Here is a 20,046-nt window from a genome sequence, read left to right on the forward strand (position 1 = left end):
GGAATGAAGGAAGATTATTATGAAGTATTAGGCATCAGTAAGAATGCAACTGCTGCAGAAATAAAAAAAGCATACCGTAAAAAAGCTTTGCAGTATCACCCTGATAAAAATCCAGGGGATAGTGCTGCCGAAGAGAAATTCAAAAAATCTGCAGAGGCTTATGAGGTTCTCAGTGATGCCGATAAGAAAGCTCGCTACGATCAATTTGGTCATGCTGCTTTTGAAGGCGGCGGTGGCGGCGGCTTTGGCGGCGGTATGAATATGGATGATATCTTCAGCCAATTTGGTGATATTTTTGGCGGCGGCTTTGGGGGTGGCGGTTTCGGCGGCTTTGGCGGTGGCGGTGGTCAACGTAGAGTAAAGGGAAGCAATCTGCGAATAAGGGTTTCATTGACCCTGGAAGAAATTGCAAATGGCGTAGAGAAAAAAGTTAAGGTAAAACGAAAAGTACAAGCCGAAGGGGTTACCTATAAAACATGTACTACCTGTAATGGTAGGGGGCAGGTGACAAAAATTCAGAACACGATACTTGGTAGAATGCAAACAGCAGCTGTTTGTAGTACTTGTGGAGGTAGTGGTCAAATTTTAGATGGTAAACCAGGTGATGCAGATGCACAGGGACTTAAGGTTGCAGAAGAAACCGTTTCTATTAATATACCGGCAGGTGTAGAAGAAGGTATGCAGTTGAAAGTGCCTAATAAAGGTAATGATGCTCCAGGAAATGGAGTGCCAGGAGATTTATTGGTTGCCATAGAAACCCAAGAACACAGTACTTTAAAAAGAGAAGGTGATAACCTTCATTACGATCTTTATGTGAGTATTTCTGAAGCCGTTCTAGGAACCTCAAAAGAAATAGATGCCGTAGGCGGTAAGGTTCGTATAAAGTTAGAAGCTGGTATTCAGTCTGGTAAAATATTGAGACTTAGAGGTAAAGGTATTACAAGTTTAAATGGATATGGTGCCGGTGATATTTTGGTACACGTAAATGTTTGGACACCAAAAGAACTGAATAAAGAACAACGAGAGTTCTTTGAGAAAATGCAGGGCAATGATAATTTTGAGCCTAAACCAGAGAAATCTGATAAGTCATTTTTTGAAAAAGTCAAAGATATGTTCTCTTAAATTCTAAATATTTAGTTTTTAAATAAAAAACGTATATTTGAGATAATATTGGGCGACCAATATTAATTTTCTTTTTCATAGCAATTTTTTTCCCATCCTTGATTTATTAAGGGTGGGTTTTGCTTTTTATAACAAAACTTATTACGGTACATAACGCTTTTAAAGCGTTGTCTTATAAAGGAATCATAAAGAGTGTAGCTAATCGAAACAATTCAATATCTTTGAAGAAATTGAGTACATGAGTCACATTTTGGTTGCTAATGAGGTCACCAAACAGTTTGGAAGCCATACGGCATTGAAGAACGTTTCCCTTGAAATACCTAAAAATAGTATCTACGGATTACTAGGTCCTAATGGGGCTGGTAAGACCACTTTGATACGTATCATAAATCAAATCACTTTTCCTGATCAAGGTGCTGTCTATTTTGATGGAGAGTTATTAAAGTCTGAGCATATTGCACAAATTGGTTATTTGCCGGAAGAACGCGGACTTTATAAGAGTATGAAAGTTGGTGAGCAGGCACTTTATCTAGCACAGTTAAAAGGGCTTTCAAAATCAGAAGCAAAGAAACGCTTGAAGTATTGGTTTGAAAGATTGGAGATTGGAGATTGGTGGAACAAAAAAATCCAAGAACTTTCTAAGGGAATGGCGCAAAAAATACAATTTGTGGTTACCGTACTACACGAACCAAAACTGTTGATTTTTGATGAGCCCTTTAGCGGTTTTGATCCAATAAATGCCAATATAATCAAAGAACAGATTTTAAGTCTTAAGGAAAATGGTACTTCCATAATTTTTTCGACACATAGAATGGAGTCGGTTGAAGAATTGTGTGAGTATATTGCATTGATTCATAAATCTGAAAAAATACTGGACGGAAAATTGTCCGATATTAAAAAAGCTTACAAGAATAACATTTTTGAAATTGGTTTAGAAACCAGGAATCAAGAAGCGCTACTACTTGAAATGAAAGATAAGTTTCAAATTCTAACACAAGAATACGATAGTACTGAAAATCAGTTAAACCTTAGAGTGCAATTGCCTTCTGACCAATCTGGTGAAATTTTGTCTTTTCTGGGGGCAAGGGCAAACGTAAACGGATTTATTGAGACCATACCGTCTGCCAATGATATTTTTATTAAGACCATTAAAAATAAAAATATTGACCATGAATAAGTTACCGCTAATTATAAAAAGAGAATACATAGCCAAAGTGCGTAATAAGTCTTTTGTGGTTATGACTTTTTTAAGTCCTATTTTAATGGTGGGTATGATATTGTTAATAGCATATTTGACCCAACTGAACGACACTGAAAAAAAGGTAATTGGTGTCTTGAACGAAAGTGATTATTTTGCTAATGAATTTGTAACGTCAGAGGCAACTTCGTACATCAACTTTCAAGATATCACATTGGCACAGGCAAAAGACTCTACCATGAATATGGGCTTTTATGGTCTAATTTATCTGCCAAATGAACCTAATTTGGAACGGGTTGCACAACGTGCTTTTTTCTATAGTAAAGATGCCCCAAGTGCTACGGTTCTAGATAAATTGGAGAATTCCATAACTGGAAGACTACGTCAAGAACGTTTGCAAGAACTTGGGCTATCACCAAAGGAGTACGCTGAAATGGACCGTAGCTACAATATAAATATTGAAACCTTTGATGGATTGCAAAACATTAAAGGGATCAACGAGATCAAGGCAATTATTGGCGGTGCATTTGGCTATTTAATTATGATGTTTATTATAATTTACGGCGGCTTTGTAATGCGTAGCGTTATTGAAGAGAAAACTAGTAGAATAATAGAGGTTATTATATCGTCTGTAAAGCCTTTTCATTTAATGATGGGTAAAATTATTGGTACTTCGCTTGCCGGTATTACCCAATTCGGAATTTGGATTATTTCTGGAACCATTCTACTGTTTATTGGACTGGCTATTTTTGATATTGATCCAGCTAGTCTTACTAATAATGATCGTATGACATCCGGTATGGTTAGTTCCGCCAATGTCGATGTAGATGCCCTTACCCAAAACATACAATTATACGCTCAAGAAATTTTTGATTTGCCCATTTTTGCAATGCTCTTCTTTTTTATAGTCTATTTCGTTTTAGGGTATTTAATTTATAGTTCTATTTATGCTGCTATAGGTGCTGCAGTGGATAATGAAACAGATACCCAACAATTTATATTTCCTGTTATTTTACCCTTGATGTTGGCTATTTATGTGGGGTTTTTCTCTGTTTTCAGTAACCCTAACGGACCTATAGCGGTGGCGTTTTCACTTTTTCCATTGACCTCTCCCATTGTAATGCTCATGCGCTTGCCATGGGGTATTGGTGAGGGTGGTGTGCCTGTTTGGCAATTAATTACCTCAATTGTAATATTAATAGCTACTTTTATTGGTATTGTTTGGGTGGCCGCAAAAATTTACCGAGTGGGAATTTTAATGTATGGTAAAAAACCAAGTTATAAAGAATTGTATAAGTGGCTTAAATATTCGTCATGATTCAAGAAAGTACAGAAACAATTAAGGAAATAATTGAGGATGATATTTGGGGAACTATTAAGAAATTTCTAGATCTAGGATATTATTTTGGCGAAGGTGAAAAATCTATTCATATAACTGTAGGTCTACTGCTATTGATTATTATTGCATTTTTACTGACCAGTACAATTTTACAGGCTATACGTAGGTTTTTTACCAGAAAAATGGAAGTAGATGATAAACTCAAGTTTATCAGCATATTCAAATTTATCAAATACTTGGTATATGTCATAGTTATTCTGTTTACCATGAGTGCCGCCGGTATTGATATTACCATCTTAATTACGGCATCCGCAGCACTTTTCGTAGGTCTTGGGTTAGCTTTACAAGAAATATTTCAAGATGTCATAGGAGGTATTTTCATCATTATAGATAAGTCATTAAGATTAGGGGATATTATTGAAATAGATAATAAGGTGGGTAAAGTTTTTGAAATAAAACTGCGAACCACTAGGGCAATAACTAGAGATGATAAAGTGGTTATTATTCCAAACCATAAATTTATTAGTGATATTGTTTATAACTATACCCAAAATCATAAAACTACTAGAGAGTTGGTACGGGTTGGTGTAGCTTATGGAAGTGATATTGAATTGGTTACCGCTATTCTTTTAGATGTGGTTAAGTCACAAAATACTATTTTAAAGAGTCCAAAGCCATTTGTAATATTTGAAGATTTCGGTGACTCTGCCTTAGTTTTTGCAGTTAATTTTTACATTTCGGATAGTTTTACCGACCCACGGGTAAAAAGTGAGGTGAGATATAAAATCGATGCTGAATTTAGAAAGCATAAAATTTCTATTCCTTTTCCACAAAGAGATGTGCATTTATTTCAACAAAGTTCAATTCAATACGGCAAAGAATCTAATGCAGGGAATAATGAAAAAGCATAGTCGTGTATTTTTGTTGGTATCTTGGTTGTTTTTTACTGTCAATTCAGTTGTGGCACAAACTCCAGATGTTTTTAGGTTAGAGTATATGCTTATGCCAGAAAATAGCGGTGAAGTTGAAACATCGCGTATTAAATTGGTGCTAAATGTTCCTATTGCGGTCCGTGATAAGATGGATTTTTTAGTGCTTGGTGCAGAATATAACCGTTATAATTTTGAGGTTCCAGATGATTTATTTCCCAATTCTGGGGACTTGAGCAAATTTCATGTGTTGGATGTGAACTTGGCCTACATGTATAAGTTATCTGAAAGTTGGCGCTTGATAGGAGTCGTTACTCCAAGATGGTCCACAAATTTTGTGCAAGAATTGCAGAACGAAGATTTCAATATGAACTATACCGTGGGTGCATATAAAAATGTGAAAGAAGTAGATAAGCCATATATGTTGGTATGGGGTATTTCATATAATGGTACATCTCCTATAGATGTACCGTTGCCATTTGTGTATTTTGAAAAAAGATTTCATAAGAATTGGGCTTATACCTTAGGAGTACCTAAGTCAGGTATGAAGTATTTTACAAAAAAGGGACACTTTTTTCAAACCGAGATATTTTTAGACGGGTATTATGTAAATATCCAGAACGATATTCTGCTGCCCGGTAATAATTTATCTACCGATGTCTCTTCTACGGCATTATTATTGACATTAGGGTACCAGTATAAGATAACTAAAGATATGTCCGTTTACTTTATAGGTGGGCGTTCTATTTATCAAAATAGTGCATTGCGTAATGAGGAAAGGGAAGATATATTTACGTTAAATGATGCGTCAGGTTTATATTTTAGAACAGGAATAAGAATAGGAATTTAAAAAGCAGATATGTCAAAGATTTTAGTAATTGAAGATGAAGCAGCAATTAGAAGGGTATTGGTTAAAATTTTATCTGAAGAAAATGATGTATACTCGGTAGAAGAAGCCGAAGACGGATTAAAGGGGATTGAGATTATCAAGAACAATGACTATGATTTGGTGCTTTGTGACATAAAAATGCCTAAAATGGATGGTGTAGAAGTACTAGAGGCTGCTAGAAAAATTAAACCAGAAATACCGTTTATCATGATCTCCGGCCACGGTGATCTAGACACTGCCGTAAATACTATGAGATTAGGGGCCTTTGATTATATTTCAAAACCGCCAGATTTAAATAGATTGCTTACAACTGTTAGGAATGCGTTGGACAGAAAAGTTTTGGTTGTAGAGAATAAAAACTTGAAGAAAAAAGTAAGTAAGAATTACGAGATGATCGGTGAAAGTAGTGAAATAGGTACGATCAAAGATATGATCGAGAAAGTTGCACCTACTGATGCTCGTGTTTTAATTACAGGCTCTAATGGTACGGGTAAAGAATTAGTGGCACATTGGTTACATGAAAAAAGTGCTAGAAGTTCAGGAGCTTTTATTGAAGTTAATTGTGCTGCAATACCTTCAGAATTGATAGAAAGCGAGTTGTTTGGTCATGTTAAAGGAGCATTTACATCTGCTGTTAAAGATAGAGCAGGTAAATTTGAAGCAGCCAATAAAGGAACCATATTCTTAGATGAAATAGGTGATATGAGCCTTTCTGCACAGGCAAAAGTTCTAAGGGCACTTCAAGAAAGTAAAATATCAAGAGTAGGTACAGATAAAGACATAAAAGTTGATGTTCGTGTGATTGCGGCTACGAACAAAGATTTAAAAAAAGAAATTGAAGAGGGTAACTTCAGAGAAGATTTGTATCACAGACTTGCGGTTATTCTTATACAGGTGCCTAGCTTAAATGATAGAAGGGATGATATTCCGTTATTAATAGAACATTTTTCTAAAAAAATTACAGCAGAGCAAGGTATGGCCCGTAAAACCTTTTCAGATACAGCGATCAAATTATTAAAAGCTTATGATTGGACTGGGAATATTCGAGAACTAAGAAACGTCGTAGAAAGGCTTATTATTCTTGGTGGTCAAGAAGTGTCAGAAGATGATGTAAAATTGTTTGCCAGTAAATAGTTTGCTATATCTATCTTTGACTAGGGCAGCTACCAATTTTATTTAAGGCTTCTTGGGTAATCTCTTTGGTGCGTAGATTATAATATTTACTGCCTTCAGAAATATTTGGTTGTAATAACTGCGCTTCGCATTCATTGAAGATTTTAGTTGCAAAAGCGCTGGCATCTTTGCAGTTAACACTTTGAACTACTTTGTCTAACGAACTACGATATTTTTCTAATGATTTATCGATAGTTGTAAATAGCTCATTTTGATGGGTGTTACTTATTGTGGGCGTATGCTTTGCAGATGAACTGGAATTTACAGAAAGTAGATCGTTAGCGTATATACTATTATGTATATCGTGTGATTCTAATACTATAATGGTGTTATCCGTTAATTCAATTGATGTATTCAAGTAACTTATTGTGCCAGCTAATGTTGTGGATTTTGTAGCAAGTAATAGCACTTCAATATTTTCTAATAAACTCTCTTTTGCATATTTACATCCGCAAATATGTAATTGGTTTTTAGATTTTTCTAAGGCACTTAGTGCCTTGTACGCATAAAATCGTGCTTTATTTATATCCTGGGCAAGCAATGCTGCATTTATCTGAGATTTGGCATAACCCATGTTAGAATTGGCGTATTCACACTCTATGTTCATGCTTAATGAGTATAGAGGAAATAGTGCAATAGCACAGAAAAAAAAGATGATTCTCTTCATAAGTAGGTAATTTGGGTGCAAGATTTGGGACCTTACATGTATAAATTTAGATGCTTTACCTTGTTGAAAATATTATTTTCGATACAATACACCTCAATAACGATGAACTGAATTGATCAAAAATGGATTACTTATCTTTTTGATTTGAATTAGTAATCATTCATATTAAATTATATATTTAAGAATGGATAAAATAAAAGTGGACAGATATAGGACCAACAAAAATTTTAAAATAGACGATAGTGAGACTTTTGAGGATTTTGGAATGTCTGATAAAGAACTCAAAAAAGAATTGTCTAAAATTAGAAGAGAACTTGGTGAATTTCAAGATACAATTTATGCCCATGGAAAATATAGTATTCTGGTTTGTCTACAAGGTATGGATACCGCAGGAAAGGATAGTTTAATACGTGAGGTGTTCAAGGATTTCAACGTAAGTGGGGTAGAAGTACATAGTTTTAAAGTCCCTACAGAATTAGAGTTAAGTCATAATTATCTTTGGCGCCATTACTTGGTACTGCCTGCAAAAGGTAAATTTGGCGTGTTTAATAGGACCCATTATGAAAATGTGTTGGTGACTAGAGTACATCCAGAATATATATTGAACGAGCATATCCCAGGAATACATACGGTAGATGATATTGACCAAGAGTTCTGGGATAAAAGGTTTAAGCAAATCAATGACTTTGAGAGGCACCTTGCCGAAAATGGAACCTTAATTTTTAAGTTCTTTCTAAATCTATCCAAAGAAGAGCAACGTCAGCGTCTATTAAGAAGATTAGCCTTAAAAGATAAGCATTGGAAATTTTCACCAGGAGATTTAAAGGAACGTAAATTGTGGAATCTTTATCAAGATTGCTATGAAGAAGCTATTTCTAAAACTACCCATGAGCATGCGCCTTGGTTTGCGGTGCCGGCAGATAATAAAAAAGCAACACGAATAATAGTTGCATCTATTTTGTTAGAATCGTTAAAAAAATACAAAGATATCAAGGAGCCTATGTTGAGCGAAAAAATAATAGCTAATTTAGACAGCTATGAAGAACAATTACAAAGTGAACGGTAAACTTACTTTATTTTTTATCATTGTTTTCGCATATGTGGGAGTATCTCAGATTAAGGATGAAGAACAGATAAAAAAACTATATGACACGGCACTTACAGATGGTGCTGGTTATGATTGGTTAAATTACTTGTCTAACCAAATTGGTGGTCGGTTATCTGGGTCTATTCAAGCGCAACAAGCTGTAGATTATACAAAGGCTCAATTAGATTCTTTGGGGTTGGACAAGGTTTGGTTACAACCCGTTATGGTTCCTAAGTGGGTTAGGGGTACACCGGAATTCGCTTATTTTGAAACATCGCCGGGCACGACTACTAATGTGCCTATTTGTGCTATAGGTGGCTCCGTGGCTACTTCGCCCAACGGTGTAAAGGCAAATATTGTAGAAGTGCAAGGTATAGAACAACTGGCAGCACTGGGTAAAGATAAAATTCAGGGAAAAATAGTGTTTTTTAATAAACCGATGGATCCAACTCAGATCAATACATTTACTGCATATTCCAGTTGTGTTGATCAGCGTTATGCCGGTGCCTTGGAAGCTTCTGAATATGGGGCAGTTGGGGTAATAATACGTTCAATGAATCTCCGTTTAGATGATTACCCACATACAGGTGCAATGAGTTATGGGAACCAGATAGTATCAGAGAGGATTCCTGCTGCGGCAATTAGTACAAATGCTGCAGAATTATTGAGTACTTCTTTGAAGTTAAATCCTGAAATCAATTTTTATTTTAAACAAAATTGTAAACAATACAATGATGTAGAATCATATAATGTAATAGGGGAAATTAAAGGAACAACGAAACCAGAAGAGGTGATTGTTGTTGGTGGTCACCTAGATTCTTGGGATTTGGGGGACGGTTCTCATGATGACGGTGCTGGTTGTGTTCAAAGTATGGAGGTTTTAAACCTATTTAAGAAAACGGGGTACAAGCCTAAACGTACGGTTAGGGTCGTTCTTTTTATGAATGAAGAAAATGGGTTAAGAGGAGGTAAGAAATATGCTGAAGTTGCAAATGCTAAAAACGAAAAGCACATATTTGCTCTAGAAAGTGATTCTGGCGGATTTTCTCCTCGCGGATTTACTTTTGAAGGATCAAATAAAGGCTTTGAGAAAGTATTGGAATGGAAAAGTCTTTTTAAACCATACTTGATACACTATTTTGAACAAGGGTTTAGCGGTGCAGACATAGGTCCGTTGAAAAAAGAGGGGATGCTATTGGCAGGTTTACGACCAGATTCTCAACGTTATTTTGACCATCACCATGCAGAGAACGATACCTTTGAACATGTAAATAAAAGAGAACTACAGCTAGGGGCCGCTTCTATGGCAAGTTTAATATACCTAGTAGATAAGTACGGATTTTAATCTGTGAAGACTATTTTGGTTTGATCAGATACTCAATTTCTGGTTTTGAAGGTGATCAAATGTTCTAATCGTTAAAATTCTTTACCTTTGACACACATTAAAAAAAATAAAATGGAAGACGGAATTTACGCCAAGTTCAATACAAATAAAGGCGAAATACTAGTAAAATTAACTCACGAAAAAACCCCTGGTACAGTAGGTAACTTTGTAGCCCTAGCTGAGGGGGATAAGGAAAATAGTGCAAAAGGTAAAGGTGAACCTTATTATAATGGTTTAAAATTTCATAGGGTTATTCCAGATTTTATGATTCAAGGTGGTTGCCCACAAGGTAGAGGAACTGGAGATGCCGGTTATAAATTTGATGATGAATTTCATCCAGAGTTAAAGCATGATGCCCCTGGTATACTTTCAATGGCCAATTCTGGTCCTGGTACCAATGGTAGTCAGTTCTTTATTACTCATGTACCTACGCCTTGGTTAGATAACAAGCATACCATTTTTGGTCATGTAGAGACAGGTCAAGAAGTTGTAGACGCAATAGCTCAAGATGACATTATTGAATCTTTAGAAATAGTTAGAATTGGTGATGCTGCCGAGAAATGGAATGCATTAAAAGCTTTTGAAGATTTCAATGCTTCTGGTGAAGCAAGATTAGCAGCGGAAAAAGCACAACAAGAAGCTGAACTTGATAAAGTAGCAGCTGGATTTGAATCTACATCATCTGGACTTCGTTATAAAATGATTCAGAAAGGTGATGGAGCTAAAGCCGTAAAAGGTGAAAAAGTTTCTGTACACTATGAAGGTTCTCTTTTAAACGGTCAAGTTTTTGACTCTTCTTACAAGCGTAATTCTCCAATTGATTTTCAATTAGGTATTGGTCAAGTTATACCAGGTTGGGATGAAGGTATTTCTTTACTACAAGTTGGTGATAAAGCACGTTTTGTAATCCCTTCGGATTTAGCTTACGGATCAGCTGGTGCAGGTGGTGTAATACCGCCAAACGCTACACTGATTTTTGATGTAGAATTAATGAAGGTAGGCTAAAAGACCTAATCACTTTAAAATACGAATGAAACACCTATATCTTTTTGATATGGGTGTTTTTTTTGATGTCTACTTTTTACGAGTAACAAAACTGCTTAAAAGCAAAATAACGTTAACTATCATCAAAACTAAAAATACGGTTAAAAATGTGGTCATAAATACATAGTATAAGGTAGGGGAACCATTCTTGTTTAATCAATAGATATGTATTTATAGAAAAGGTTGCGTTAAAGTTGAACAATTTTTTTTAAAAAAAGTATGAGTATAAAAAAACCCGAACCAATTGGTTCGGGTTTTATACTATAAAAAAGTTAAATCGTTACCTAGTCAATTACTTTCACATTAACGGCGTTTAATCCTTTTTTACCTTGTTGTAGTTCAAATTCTACAACATCACCTTCTCGAACTTCATCGATTAAGCCAGAAATGTGTACAAAATGATCTTCGTTTGAACCATCTTCAGTGATAAAACCGTAACCTTTGGAATCATTGAAGAATTTTACTGTTCCTTTACTCATAATAGAAAAATTAAATATTAATTAAAAAGCGAAGATAGTTTTTTTTTGTTAAAAAACTTAAATTCTTGTACGTTATCTTAAGGTTAATAATTTCTGTCTAATGTATTGAGAATGAACTTGTTTTTAGGGCTATGCCGTAGGGTCTGGCGTCATTCTTAAATAAGGTTTTACCTCTGTAACTCCCCTAGAAAACATACCTTTTGCATCATCAGTTGATATTGCCGGACTCACCACAACATCTTTGCCATGTTCCCAATTCGCCGGTGTGGCAACCTTATGATTAGCAGTAAGCTGCAAAGAATCTATAACTCTTAATAATTCATAGAAATTTCTTCCCGTAGATGCTGGGTAGGTTAATGTTAGTTTCACAGTTTTATCTGGAGCAACAATAAATACAGAACGAACAGTTAGGTTATTATCTGCATTTGGGTGAATCATATCATATAAATCAGAAACTTTTTTGTCCTCATCAGCAATAATTGGAAAATTTACTACCGTGTTCTCTACTTCGTTAATATCCTTGATCCATTCAGCATGTGAAGCTGCGCCATCAACACTTAATGCAATCATTTTAACATTGCGCTTATCGAACTCATCTTTGAACTTGGCAGCTGTACCTAATTCGGTTGTACAAACTGGAGTAAAATCCGCAGGATGCGAAAACAAAATACCCCAACTATCCCCTAAATAATCGTAAAAGTTGATGGATCCCATGGAGCTATCTGCTGTAAAATTAGGTGCTTTATCACCCAAACGTATTGTTGACATAATGAAATGTTTTTATATGTTTATAATATACTATCCTATAAAATTAGTAGATTAATTGACTATGTCTAAAGTTTTTGGGTTAAAAGTCTATTAAAATTTTTTACTTTTAGTTTATGGAAGATTTAGAAAAATTAAAGTATCCGATCGGACGTTTTACATGTCCTGACCACATTTCTGATGATGATATTAAGCAATGGATTGCTGATTTGGAGATATTACCTAAAAGGGTGCTGAATTTAGTAAGGGATTTTTCTGAATCTCAATTAGAAACTCCGTATCGTAATGGTGGTTGGACGGTAAAACAGGTAATTCATCATTTAGCAGATAGTCACCACCATAGCTATACTCGTTTTAAATGGGCGCTAACAGAGAATAGACCTCTTATAAAAGTTTATGAAGAAACGTTATGGAGTGATCTTATAGATGCTAAAACAGCACCTATAGCTCTTTCACTTTCGTATTTAACAGCATTGCATGCCAAATTGGTCTATATGTGCGTGCGGCTAACGCCAAATGATTTAAAAAAGAGTTACATTCACCCAGATGGGAATGTGAATGTATCTGTTGCAGAAAATATAGGAAAGTATGCATGGCACGGTAATCATCATTTTGCGCATATTAAAACCTTGGCAGAACGAAAAGGTTGGTGAGCAACTTATATCATCTTCTTTAAAAGGTACATGGGTTTCTCGGTTTCAATAACATTTTTAAAAGGTACTTGAGTATTGGCAACTATTTTGAATCCACTTTTTTGGTAAAAAGGTAGTGCCAGCCCTTTCTGCATAGATTCTAAAAAGATGGCTTTTTTAGCATGGCTATGGGCAATTTTTTCCACAAACTGTAAAGATTTAGAACCAATACCATGACCTGAATATTCGTTAAGTATATAAATTTTATCAAGATATAATGCATCAGCTTTACTGTATTCTTGTAACTGTTTGTGCAAAGTTATTTTTAATAATCCTACATATGCAGCATCAATTTTAATTAAATAAAGAACGGTATCCTGATCTTTTTCCTCCTGTAATAACACCTTTTCCGTAAAGCTGTTTTCTATATAGGTTGCTGTGTCACCATTGGGCCATAGATGTGTATAATGTTGATTATAGGCTTTGGAGCCTATTTCAATATAGATGTTGTAAAGTTCTGGTTCCAGTAGTGTGAACTGAATAGTGCTCTCCATGATTTAAAATAAGAATTTCAACAATGTTAAGTGCTTGATTTCCATTTAATATTACAACCAATACTTGGTTTTTGATCAGAATCTATTTCTTTACCTTTTAATAGGTTTTCTATGGCATTTCTAAGGTCTTTACCGGTCAAGGATAAACCATTTCCGGGTCTAGAATCATCTAATTGACCACGGTACACTAATTTTAAATCTCCATTAAAAAGAAAGAAATCTGGTGTGCAAGCGGCATCATATTTTTTTGCTACAGATTGATCTTCATCATATAAGTAGGGGAAGGTGTAGTTTTCAGCTTTTGCCTTAATTCTCATAAAATGAGGAGCGTCTTCCGGATAGTTTTCAACATCATTACTAGATATAGCAATAAATTGTATGCCTTCTTTTTGGTACTCAATAGCCATTTTAGTGATTTCTGGATTTACGTGAACGACAAAGGGACAATGATTACAGATGAACATGATTACAGTTCCTTTTGTGCCACTCAACGTATGTAGGTTCATGGTTTTCTTGCTAACCGTATCCAATAAGCTAAATTCTGGAGCTATTGTACCTAATGCTAGCATTTTACTTTCTGTTCTTGCCATACCAACTAAAATTTTATTGTACTAAGTTAACAATTTATTACCCCTTGTATTTACTTTATACTATTCTTAAATTCAATAAATATATATCATGGAAAATTCATACGTATCATTATCTATAGCCATAAAAGCTTTACAAGAAGAAGGCTATATAGAAGATTTTAACTTGTGCGAAGCAGGTATTGAAAATAAAAGCAAAAAAAAGATTCATAAGGCTACTGAGTTAGAAGTAGTGAGATTTTATCGTTTTGAAGGTATGAGTAATCCAGATGATAATACTATATTGTATGTAATTGAAACAAATACCGGAGAAAAAGGTTTATTGGTAGATGCTTATGGTATGTACGCAGGTAATGTACCCAAAGATATGATTGAAAAATTAAGATTAACATAATGAAAGAAACAATTACATGGGCCGATTTTAGTAAAATAGATATTAGAGTAGGCACAATTATTGATGCTTTAGACTTTCCTGAGGCTAGAAACCCTTCTTATAAGTTACATATTGATTTTGGTACCGAAATAGGGGTTAGAAAAACATCTGCTCAAATAACGCAAAAGTATACTAAAGAAGACCTTATAGGTCTTCAGGTGACCGCTGTTGTTAACTTCCCCAAAAAACAAATAGCTAATTTTATGAGCGAATGTCTTATATTGGGAGCTGTAGAAAACAGTTCAGTGGTGCTGCTTCAACCGCAAATGAAAGTGGCTAATGGATTAAAAATCTCTTAAATTTTTGACTGAGAATATTTTAGATACCGTTCATATTAATTTTGATTCGGGTTTACTTTGGGTTATGAACCTTGTTTTAAGTTTGGTCATGTTTGGGGTTGCTTTAGAGATTTCAATTTCAGATTTTAAACCTTTATGGCAAAAACCCAAAGCGTTAGTGCTGGGATTAATAAGTCAGTTCATTTTACTTCCTGCATTTACTTTTTTGTTGGTACTGGTAATAGAGCCTTTGCCAAGCATAGCCCTTGGTATGTTTATGGTTGCAGCTTGTCCAGGGGGTAATATTTCTAATTTTATATCGTACTTGTCTAAAGCTAATACGGCGTTATCAGTAAGTCTTACTGCTATTGCAACCATGTTAGCGGTTGTTATGACTCCTTTGAATTTTCATTTTTGGTCTATGCTTTATGAGCCCAGTTCTAACCTAATTCAAGCAATTTCTATAACTCCTTTAGAGCTGATAAAAATAGTTTTTCTATTATTAGGTATGCCATTATTGTTTGGTATGTACGTAAATTATAAAAGACCAAAATTGGCATTGAAAATTGCAAAGAAACTTAAGGTAGTTTCCTTGGTGTTTTTTATCTGCTTAGTATTTATTGCTTTATATAGTAACCGTGTCATTTTCTTGGATTATAGCCTATATGTTTCATGGATCGTTTTAATTCATAACCTAATTGCATTTTTTACAGGATATAGTCTTGGACGAATTTTTAAATTACCGGAAGCTGGTGTGCGGTCTATTACTATAGAGACAGGGATTCAGAATTCTGGTTTGGGTCTATTATTGATTTTTACTTTTTTTGATGGATTAGGAGGTATGGCAATGCTTGCCGCCTTTTGGGGTGTTTGGCATATTGTTTCTGGCTTAATTTTGGCTGCTTTCTGGAATAGGAAATCAGTTGCAAAAGAGACTATAGCGTGAGCGGATTATTATATTATTTGGTTAAAATAGTAGTGAAAACCGGACTTTATGGTTATCATAAAAAGATAGTTATTTCTGGCTTGGAGAATATTCCCAAAGATCAACCGGTAATGTTTTTGCCCAATCACCAGAGTGCACTTGTAGATGTGTTATTAATTGCGACCGATTGTAATCGGAAACCTTACTTCTTAACTCGGTCAGATGTTTTTAAGGGTAAATTTCTAAAACGTGTATTCTCTTATTTTCAAATGTTGCCTATTTATAGAATGCGCGATGGTAGAGATACCTTATCTAACAACGATGCCATATTTAATTCATGTGCAGACATATTAAGTAGGGGTGAGGCTCTGTTATTATTTCCGGAGGCAAATCATAGTCTTGGACGAAAAGTAAGACCTTTGAGTAAAGGCTTCACAAGAATACTAATTAGAACATTTGAACGTCACCCAGAATTAGATGTTCTATTACTTCCTGTTGGTTTTAACTACAAGCATGCAGCACGTTTTCCAGATGAGGTTGCTATTCATTATGGTAGCCCAATTTCAGCTAAAAGTTTATATGACCCAGGTAATCTAAATAAAACTAGTCATGATATTAAGATGGAAGTATCTGAACGACTAAAGCAATTAACGGTACACATTCCAAATGATGATGATTATGACAAAATTTTAGATAGGCTGATTTTGGAGAAGGCAGATTTTTTGACTCCTACTAAAACTAATGAAAAAATTCAGTCATATACTGATCAAGAGCTAGATTTGGCAAATGATACTGAAACTAAAAAGCAACAACAAAGTAAATTCAATTTGCTATTTACGGTTTTAAATTTTCCTATTGTTCTAATTTGGAGAACATGGTTAAAACCAAAAGTACCTGAAGATGAGTTTATGGGTACCTTTAGATTTGCATTCGCAATATTATCTTATCCTATTTATATGATTTTGCTCTTTGCTCTATTATCATTGAGCTTTTCTGTATACATCGCATTTATTGTACTGAGTTTATTGACAATGGTAAATGTTGGGTTGGTGAAGTATGATTTTTGATAGTTAAATAGCTACAAAATAAAAACGGCCCTTAAAGAAGGGCCGTTAATTTTTAAAAGAAAGTACAATGATTAGATGTCTTCAAAACTTACATCTGTAAAACTAGATGTACTTGTAGTTGTATTTTCTACCGGTATTTCAGCTACAACTTCTTCTTTTTTAAAATCTTTTTGGTGTCTTTCAGAAATTACCTCAGAACCTTTTTCGTTAATGATGAAATCCATCATTTCTTCTACGTTCTCCTTAAAGGCTTCAAAGTCTTCTTTGTATAAATAAATTTTGTGCTTTTTGTAATGGAACGATCCATCATCATGCGTAAATTTCTTACTTTCTGTAATCGTTAAATAATAGTCCCCAGCCTTTGTACTTCTTACATCGAAAAAATACGTTCTTCTACCTGCGCGTAAAACTTTGGAGTGAATTTCTTCCTGATCTGATAAATCTCTTTCGCTCATTTCTAATGTTTAGTGTCGTTATACTATCAAAAATGAAAAAAAAATCGTTATCGGACAACATTTTTCTAACTTTCTTTCTCTGAGAGCTGTTTGTGGTATAGGTCTTTATAGTAACCATCCTGGGTATTTAATTCTTCATGTGTACCCTCTTGTATGAGTCTTCCATTATCTAAAACTAGAATTTTATCCGCATTTTTAGCAGAGGAAACCCTATGGCTTACAATTAACGTAGTTCTATTTTTAGAGGCTTTCTTAAGATTATTCAATATTTCTTCTTCCGTTTCGGTGTCAACTGCAGAAAGACAATCGTCAAATAAATATATTTGCGGTTTCTTAATTAAAGCCCTTGCAATAGAAACACGCTGTTTTTGTCCTCCACTCAACGTAATTCCTCTTTCGCCAAGTACAGTGTCATACTTTTTAGAGAAACCCATAATATTCTCATGAACAACGGCATCTTTGGCAATATCAACAATCTCTTGATCTGTAGCGTCTTCTTTTCCAAACTTAATATTGTTCTTAATGCTATCAGAAAATAAAAAGGCATCTTGCGGTACGGCGCCAATAGCTTCTCTTAAACTGGTGAGGTCAATATGTTTAATAGGTGCGTCATCAATCAATATTTCGCCAGAAGTTGTATCGTATAATCTAGCAACTAAATCTAAAATAGTAGACTTACCAGATCCGGTCTTACCAATAATGGCCGTGGTCTCGCCTTCATTTATAGTAAAGGATAAGTGTTTTAAGGCATTAATATTGGTGTCTTGGTACGTGAAATGAACATCTTTAAATTCAATTTTGCCTTTTACCTTATGTTCATGAGTGGGCGTATTCTTTATTTCCGACTCCTGATTTAAAAATTCATTAATCCGTTCTTGGCTGGCAGCAGCTCTTTGTACGATAGATGTAAGCCACCCTACAATGGCAACTGGCCAGGTTAACATGTTTACATATAATATAAACTCCGCAATGAGTCCAACTTCTATTTCACCGGCTAAATATTGTTTCCCGCCTATATAAATGACCAAAATATTACTGATACCTATTAGTAGAATCATTAAAGGGAAAAACCAAGCATTTACTCTTGCCAAGCTTACACTTTTCTCTTTTCCCTCATTGGCAAGTTTCACTAAATCATCATTGGTCTGTGGTTCTAAAGCATAAGCTTTAATGACAGATACTCCTGAAAATATTTCCTGAGTAAATGTTGATAGTGTAGATAGGTACTGTTGTACAATAGTACTTCTCTTATGTATAACCTTGCTAATTTGATAGATTAGAACAGATAAGATAGGTAATGGTAATAAGGTATAGGCAGCCAAGGTAGGGGCTTTTATGAACATTAATGGTATTAAACAAGCAAATAGAGTCAGTGTTTGTATACCGTACATAATTGCGGGTCCTGCATACATACGTACCTCATTAACATCTTCACTTATTCTATTCATTAAATCCCCGGTTCTATTTTTCTTATAGAAATTGAGACTTAGTTTTTGATAATGGTCAAATATTTCATTTTTAAGGTCGTATTCTATGTATCTAGAAATATTAATAATCAATTGACGCATTAAAAAGGTGAAAAATCCTGATAATATTGCAGCTCCAACGATAATAAGAATATACTCCATTAACAGTTCCTGTGCTGTTGATTTTTCTATTTCTGCCTTGATATATTGCTCAACAACGGTGATGGAGTTATTTACATAAGAAGGCATGATCAATTGAAATAACCTAGCCACTATGGTTATAATAATTCCGAGAAAAAGCTTAAGCCAGTATTTTTTAAAGTATTTATTTAGATGCTTAAGTTCTTTCATAGGTAGTTGAAAAGCTAATAGTATAAAATTTCTGTGGACAAAGATAGTTTTTTGACCTAAAACGATATGTTATAAATAAGCTAAGATAAATACGATTGCTATTGTGACCCTTTAAATAGATACTTACCTTTGCGGCTTTATTTCCTCGATAATCGAGATTTAAATGCTCTGACGCTTGCGTCAAAATATTAACTATGTTTTAAATTCAATGCCTTACGGGCTTGTCCCAAGGTTATTTACTAATATATTAAATAAGTTCTTTCAAATGCTTACAAGAAGGCACATTAGAGTTAAGGTTATGCAGAGTATTTATGCTCTAATTCAGTCTAAGGACGATTCATTACAAAAACAAGAGAAGTTTTTAAAGGTAAGCATAGAGAATACATATACGCTATACTTGTTGTGGCTTAGTCTATTTATAGAGATACAGAAAAGGGCAGAAGATCAAATATTTTTGTCTGCCAACAAATACATTAGCGATAAAAAGACTGCATTTCCAAACCCTAAGAAGTTTATTCAAAACAGATTGTTATTGCAAATTGTTGAGAATAAAACCTTAGAGGAAGAGCTTACGCACAAAAAATTAGATAATTGGTATTTGAACGAAGAGTATGTAAAGCTGATCTATAAAGAGATTTTGGCGAGCGACGCATATCAAGAATACATGTCTACACCGGCCAGTGACTATGCTTCAGATAAAGAATTGGTGATGACCTTGTTCAAGAACATCATTGCGCCTAACGAGAAAATCTACGATTACTTTGAAGATGATAAGTTAACTTGGGTAGATGATATCCCTATCGTAAATACGTTTGTTTTAAAGCATTTGAAAAAAGCCAAGCAGGTACATCCAGAATCTTACTTTTTACCTAGATTGTTGAAAGATGACGAAGATATGACATATGCCATGCAGTTATTATCAAGAACGTTATTGAAAAACGATGCTTTAGAGAAAGAGATTGAAGGCAAAACACCAAACTGGGATAAAGATCGTATAGCGGGCATTGATAGTATATTATTAAAAATGGCTATTTGTGAATTGTTACATTTCCCCTCTATACCGGAAAGGGTGACTATAAACGAGTACCTAGAAATTGCTAAAGAATATTCTACGCCAAAAAGTAGCATTTTTATAAACGGAATTCTCGATAAGCTTACTAAAGAATACAAGTCTGAAGGAAAGCTTAACAAAATGGGAAGAGGTCTATTATAAAAATATTTT

At 34.6% G+C, this 20,046-nt stretch carries 22 protein-coding genes; 15 read left to right on the plus strand and 7 right to left on the minus strand.

Features of this window, described 5'->3' with window-relative positions; all coding sequences use genetic code 11:
- Positions 1-3: 3 nt before the first annotated feature.
- From dnaJ to BW936_RS07710, 6 genes are all read left to right on the plus strand, one after another.
- The gene (gene dnaJ, locus BW936_RS07685) at positions 4-1,122 is read left to right on the plus strand and encodes a molecular chaperone DnaJ (protein ID WP_076547748.1); all 1,119 of its coding nucleotides are present in this window, start codon (positions 4-6) and stop codon (positions 1,120-1,122) included.
- 238 nt (positions 1,123-1,360) lie between these two features.
- Positions 1,361-2,299, plus strand: a complete 939-nt coding sequence (locus BW936_RS07690) for an ABC transporter ATP-binding protein (RefSeq protein ID WP_076547749.1) — start codon at positions 1,361-1,363, stop codon at positions 2,297-2,299.
- On the plus strand, positions 2,292-3,638 hold the full coding sequence (locus tag BW936_RS07695) for an ABC transporter permease (RefSeq protein WP_076547992.1): 1,347 nt from the start codon (positions 2,292-2,294) through the stop codon (positions 3,636-3,638). Before BW936_RS07690 ends, BW936_RS07695 begins: the two co-directional genes overlap by 8 nt.
- A complete protein-coding gene (locus BW936_RS07700) occupies positions 3,635-4,570 on the plus strand; it encodes a mechanosensitive ion channel family protein (protein ID WP_076547750.1) in 936 nt (311 codons plus the stop codon). The genes BW936_RS07695 and BW936_RS07700 overlap by 4 nt, the downstream gene beginning before the upstream one ends.
- Positions 4,557-5,438, plus strand: coding sequence for a DUF6268 family outer membrane beta-barrel protein (locus tag BW936_RS07705; RefSeq protein WP_076547993.1), 882 nt, complete (start codon positions 4,557-4,559; stop codon positions 5,436-5,438). The genes BW936_RS07700 and BW936_RS07705 overlap by 14 nt, the downstream gene beginning before the upstream one ends.
- A 9-nt stretch (positions 5,439-5,447) precedes the next feature.
- Complete coding sequence (locus BW936_RS07710; protein WP_076547751.1) at positions 5,448-6,611, plus strand: sigma-54-dependent transcriptional regulator; 1,164 nt, start codon at positions 5,448-5,450, stop codon at positions 6,609-6,611.
- A 10-nt stretch (positions 6,612-6,621) separates the two neighbouring features.
- On the opposite strand, the gene BW936_RS07715 is transcribed toward BW936_RS07710, so the two are convergent.
- Positions 6,622-7,257, minus strand: a complete 636-nt coding sequence (locus BW936_RS07715; protein WP_084182011.1) for a hypothetical protein — start codon at positions 7,255-7,257, stop codon at positions 6,622-6,624.
- Positions 7,258-7,501: 244 nt separating this feature from the next.
- Between BW936_RS07715 and BW936_RS07720 the strand changes: the two genes are divergently transcribed.
- From BW936_RS07720 to BW936_RS07730, 3 genes are all read left to right on the plus strand, one after another.
- Complete coding sequence (locus BW936_RS07720) at positions 7,502-8,383, plus strand: PPK2 family polyphosphate kinase (protein ID WP_076547753.1); 882 nt, start codon at positions 7,502-7,504, stop codon at positions 8,381-8,383.
- The gene (locus BW936_RS07725; RefSeq protein ID WP_076547754.1) at positions 8,355-9,749 is read left to right on the plus strand and encodes a M20/M25/M40 family metallo-hydrolase; all 1,395 of its coding nucleotides are present in this window, start codon (positions 8,355-8,357) and stop codon (positions 9,747-9,749) included. The genes BW936_RS07720 and BW936_RS07725 overlap by 29 nt, the downstream gene beginning before the upstream one ends.
- 111 nt (positions 9,750-9,860) lie before the next feature.
- Positions 9,861-10,793 (plus strand): peptidylprolyl isomerase, encoded by a 933-nt coding sequence (locus tag BW936_RS07730; protein ID WP_076547755.1) that lies wholly within the window; start codon positions 9,861-9,863, stop codon positions 10,791-10,793.
- 323 nt (positions 10,794-11,116) lie between these two features.
- Here BW936_RS07730 and BW936_RS07735 read toward each other — a convergent pair whose 3' ends face one another.
- Both BW936_RS07735 and BW936_RS07740 read right to left on the minus strand, forming a co-directional pair.
- A complete protein-coding gene (locus tag BW936_RS07735) occupies positions 11,117-11,311 on the minus strand; it encodes a cold-shock protein (protein WP_027064347.1) in 195 nt (64 codons plus the stop codon).
- Positions 11,312-11,440: 129 nt separating this feature from the next.
- A complete protein-coding gene (locus BW936_RS07740) occupies positions 11,441-12,079 on the minus strand; it encodes a peroxiredoxin (RefSeq protein ID WP_076547756.1) in 639 nt (212 codons plus the stop codon).
- A gap of 113 nt (positions 12,080-12,192) precedes the next feature.
- Here BW936_RS07740 and BW936_RS07745 point away from each other — a divergent pair, with 113 nt between their 5' ends.
- Complete coding sequence (locus BW936_RS07745) at positions 12,193-12,729, plus strand: YfiT family bacillithiol transferase (RefSeq protein WP_076547757.1); 537 nt, start codon at positions 12,193-12,195, stop codon at positions 12,727-12,729.
- Positions 12,730-12,734: 5 nt separating this feature from the next.
- Here BW936_RS07745 and BW936_RS07750 read toward each other — a convergent pair whose 3' ends face one another.
- Together BW936_RS07750 and BW936_RS07755 are read right to left on the minus strand one after the other, a co-directional pair.
- On the minus strand, positions 12,735-13,262 hold the full coding sequence (locus BW936_RS07750; protein WP_076547758.1) for a GNAT family N-acetyltransferase: 528 nt from the start codon (positions 13,260-13,262) through the stop codon (positions 12,735-12,737).
- 26 nt (positions 13,263-13,288) lie between these two features.
- Positions 13,289-13,852 (minus strand): thioredoxin family protein, encoded by a 564-nt coding sequence (locus tag BW936_RS07755; RefSeq protein ID WP_076547759.1) that lies wholly within the window; start codon positions 13,850-13,852, stop codon positions 13,289-13,291.
- A gap of 88 nt (positions 13,853-13,940) precedes the next feature.
- Between BW936_RS07755 and BW936_RS07760 the strand changes: the two genes are divergently transcribed.
- The 4 genes from BW936_RS07760 to BW936_RS07775 are packed head-to-tail and all read left to right on the plus strand — an operon-like array spanning position 13,941 to position 16,552.
- Positions 13,941-14,243 carry a phosphoribosylpyrophosphate synthetase gene (locus BW936_RS07760; RefSeq protein ID WP_076547760.1) on the plus strand — a complete coding sequence of 101 codons (303 nt, stop codon included), beginning with the start codon at positions 13,941-13,943 and terminating at the stop codon, positions 14,241-14,243.
- Positions 14,243-14,581 (plus strand): tRNA-binding protein, encoded by a 339-nt coding sequence (locus BW936_RS07765; protein ID WP_076547761.1) that lies wholly within the window; start codon positions 14,243-14,245, stop codon positions 14,579-14,581. The genes BW936_RS07760 and BW936_RS07765 overlap by 1 nt, the downstream gene beginning before the upstream one ends.
- A 4-nt stretch (positions 14,582-14,585) precedes the next feature.
- On the plus strand, positions 14,586-15,506 hold the full coding sequence (locus tag BW936_RS07770; protein ID WP_076547762.1) for a bile acid:sodium symporter family protein: 921 nt from the start codon (positions 14,586-14,588) through the stop codon (positions 15,504-15,506).
- Positions 15,503-16,552: a lysophospholipid acyltransferase family protein gene (locus BW936_RS07775; RefSeq protein WP_084182012.1), complete on the plus strand. Its 1,050-nt coding sequence runs from the start codon at positions 15,503-15,505 to the stop codon at positions 16,550-16,552. Before BW936_RS07770 ends, BW936_RS07775 begins: the two co-directional genes overlap by 4 nt.
- Positions 16,553-16,623: 71 nt before the next feature.
- On the opposite strand, the gene BW936_RS07780 is transcribed toward BW936_RS07775, so the two are convergent.
- Positions 16,624-17,007, minus strand: a complete 384-nt coding sequence (locus tag BW936_RS07780; protein ID WP_076547763.1) for a PUR family DNA/RNA-binding protein — start codon at positions 17,005-17,007, stop codon at positions 16,624-16,626.
- Between the two features lie 65 nt (positions 17,008-17,072).
- Complete coding sequence (locus BW936_RS07785) at positions 17,073-18,824, minus strand: ABC transporter ATP-binding protein (protein WP_076547764.1); 1,752 nt, start codon at positions 18,822-18,824, stop codon at positions 17,073-17,075.
- A 265-nt stretch (positions 18,825-19,089) separates the two neighbouring features.
- On the opposite strand from BW936_RS07785, the gene nusB reads away from it, so the two are divergent.
- Positions 19,090-20,037: a transcription antitermination factor NusB gene (nusB, locus tag BW936_RS07790; RefSeq protein ID WP_076547765.1), complete on the plus strand. Its 948-nt coding sequence runs from the start codon at positions 19,090-19,092 to the stop codon at positions 20,035-20,037.
- Positions 20,038-20,046: the final 9 nt, after the last annotated feature.

Source organism: Maribacter ulvicola (assembly GCF_900155985.1).
Classification (GTDB): Bacteria; Bacteroidota; Bacteroidia; order Flavobacteriales; family Flavobacteriaceae; genus Maribacter; species Maribacter ulvicola.

Bases quoted from the DNA above. Each gene is read 5' to 3' on its own strand.
- BW936_RS07730 (WP_076547755.1), top strand. From the start codon at position 9,861: ATGGAAGACGGAATTTACGCCAAGTTCAATACAAATAAAGGCGAAATA.
- BW936_RS07710 (WP_076547751.1), top strand. From the start codon at position 5,448: ATGTCAAAGATTTTAGTAATTGAAGATGAAGCAGCAATTAGAAGGGTA.
- BW936_RS07715 (WP_084182011.1), bottom strand. From the start codon at position 7,257: ATGAACATAGAGTGTGAATACGCCAATTCTAACATGGGTTATGCCAAA.
- BW936_RS07700 (WP_076547750.1), top strand. From the start codon at position 3,635: ATGATTCAAGAAAGTACAGAAACAATTAAGGAAATAATTGAGGATGAT.
- BW936_RS07725 (WP_076547754.1), top strand. From the start codon at position 8,355: ATGAAGAACAATTACAAAGTGAACGGTAAACTTACTTTATTTTTTATC.
- dnaJ (WP_076547748.1), top strand. From the start codon at position 4: ATGAAGGAAGATTATTATGAAGTATTAGGCATCAGTAAGAATGCAACT.
- nusB (WP_076547765.1), top strand. From the start codon at position 19,090: ATGCTTACAAGAAGGCACATTAGAGTTAAGGTTATGCAGAGTATTTAT.
- BW936_RS07735 (WP_027064347.1), bottom strand. From the start codon at position 11,311: ATGAGTAAAGGAACAGTAAAATTCTTCAATGATTCCAAAGGTTACGGT.
- BW936_RS07690 (WP_076547749.1), top strand. From the start codon at position 1,361: ATGAGTCACATTTTGGTTGCTAATGAGGTCACCAAACAGTTTGGAAGC.
- BW936_RS07765 (WP_076547761.1), top strand. From the start codon at position 14,243: ATGAAAGAAACAATTACATGGGCCGATTTTAGTAAAATAGATATTAGA.
- BW936_RS07745 (WP_076547757.1), top strand. From the start codon at position 12,193: ATGGAAGATTTAGAAAAATTAAAGTATCCGATCGGACGTTTTACATGT.
- BW936_RS07750 (WP_076547758.1), bottom strand. From the start codon at position 13,262: ATGGAGAGCACTATTCAGTTCACACTACTGGAACCAGAACTTTACAAC.
- BW936_RS07740 (WP_076547756.1), bottom strand. From the start codon at position 12,079: ATGTCAACAATACGTTTGGGTGATAAAGCACCTAATTTTACAGCAGAT.
- BW936_RS07695 (WP_076547992.1), top strand. From the start codon at position 2,292: ATGAATAAGTTACCGCTAATTATAAAAAGAGAATACATAGCCAAAGTG.
- BW936_RS07720 (WP_076547753.1), top strand. From the start codon at position 7,502: ATGGATAAAATAAAAGTGGACAGATATAGGACCAACAAAAATTTTAAA.
- BW936_RS07780 (WP_076547763.1), bottom strand. From the start codon at position 17,007: ATGAGCGAAAGAGATTTATCAGATCAGGAAGAAATTCACTCCAAAGTT.
- BW936_RS07755 (WP_076547759.1), bottom strand. From the start codon at position 13,852: ATGGCAAGAACAGAAAGTAAAATGCTAGCATTAGGTACAATAGCTCCA.
- BW936_RS07760 (WP_076547760.1), top strand. From the start codon at position 13,941: ATGGAAAATTCATACGTATCATTATCTATAGCCATAAAAGCTTTACAA.
- BW936_RS07705 (WP_076547993.1), top strand. From the start codon at position 4,557: ATGAAAAAGCATAGTCGTGTATTTTTGTTGGTATCTTGGTTGTTTTTT.
- BW936_RS07785 (WP_076547764.1), bottom strand. From the start codon at position 18,824: ATGAAAGAACTTAAGCATCTAAATAAATACTTTAAAAAATACTGGCTT.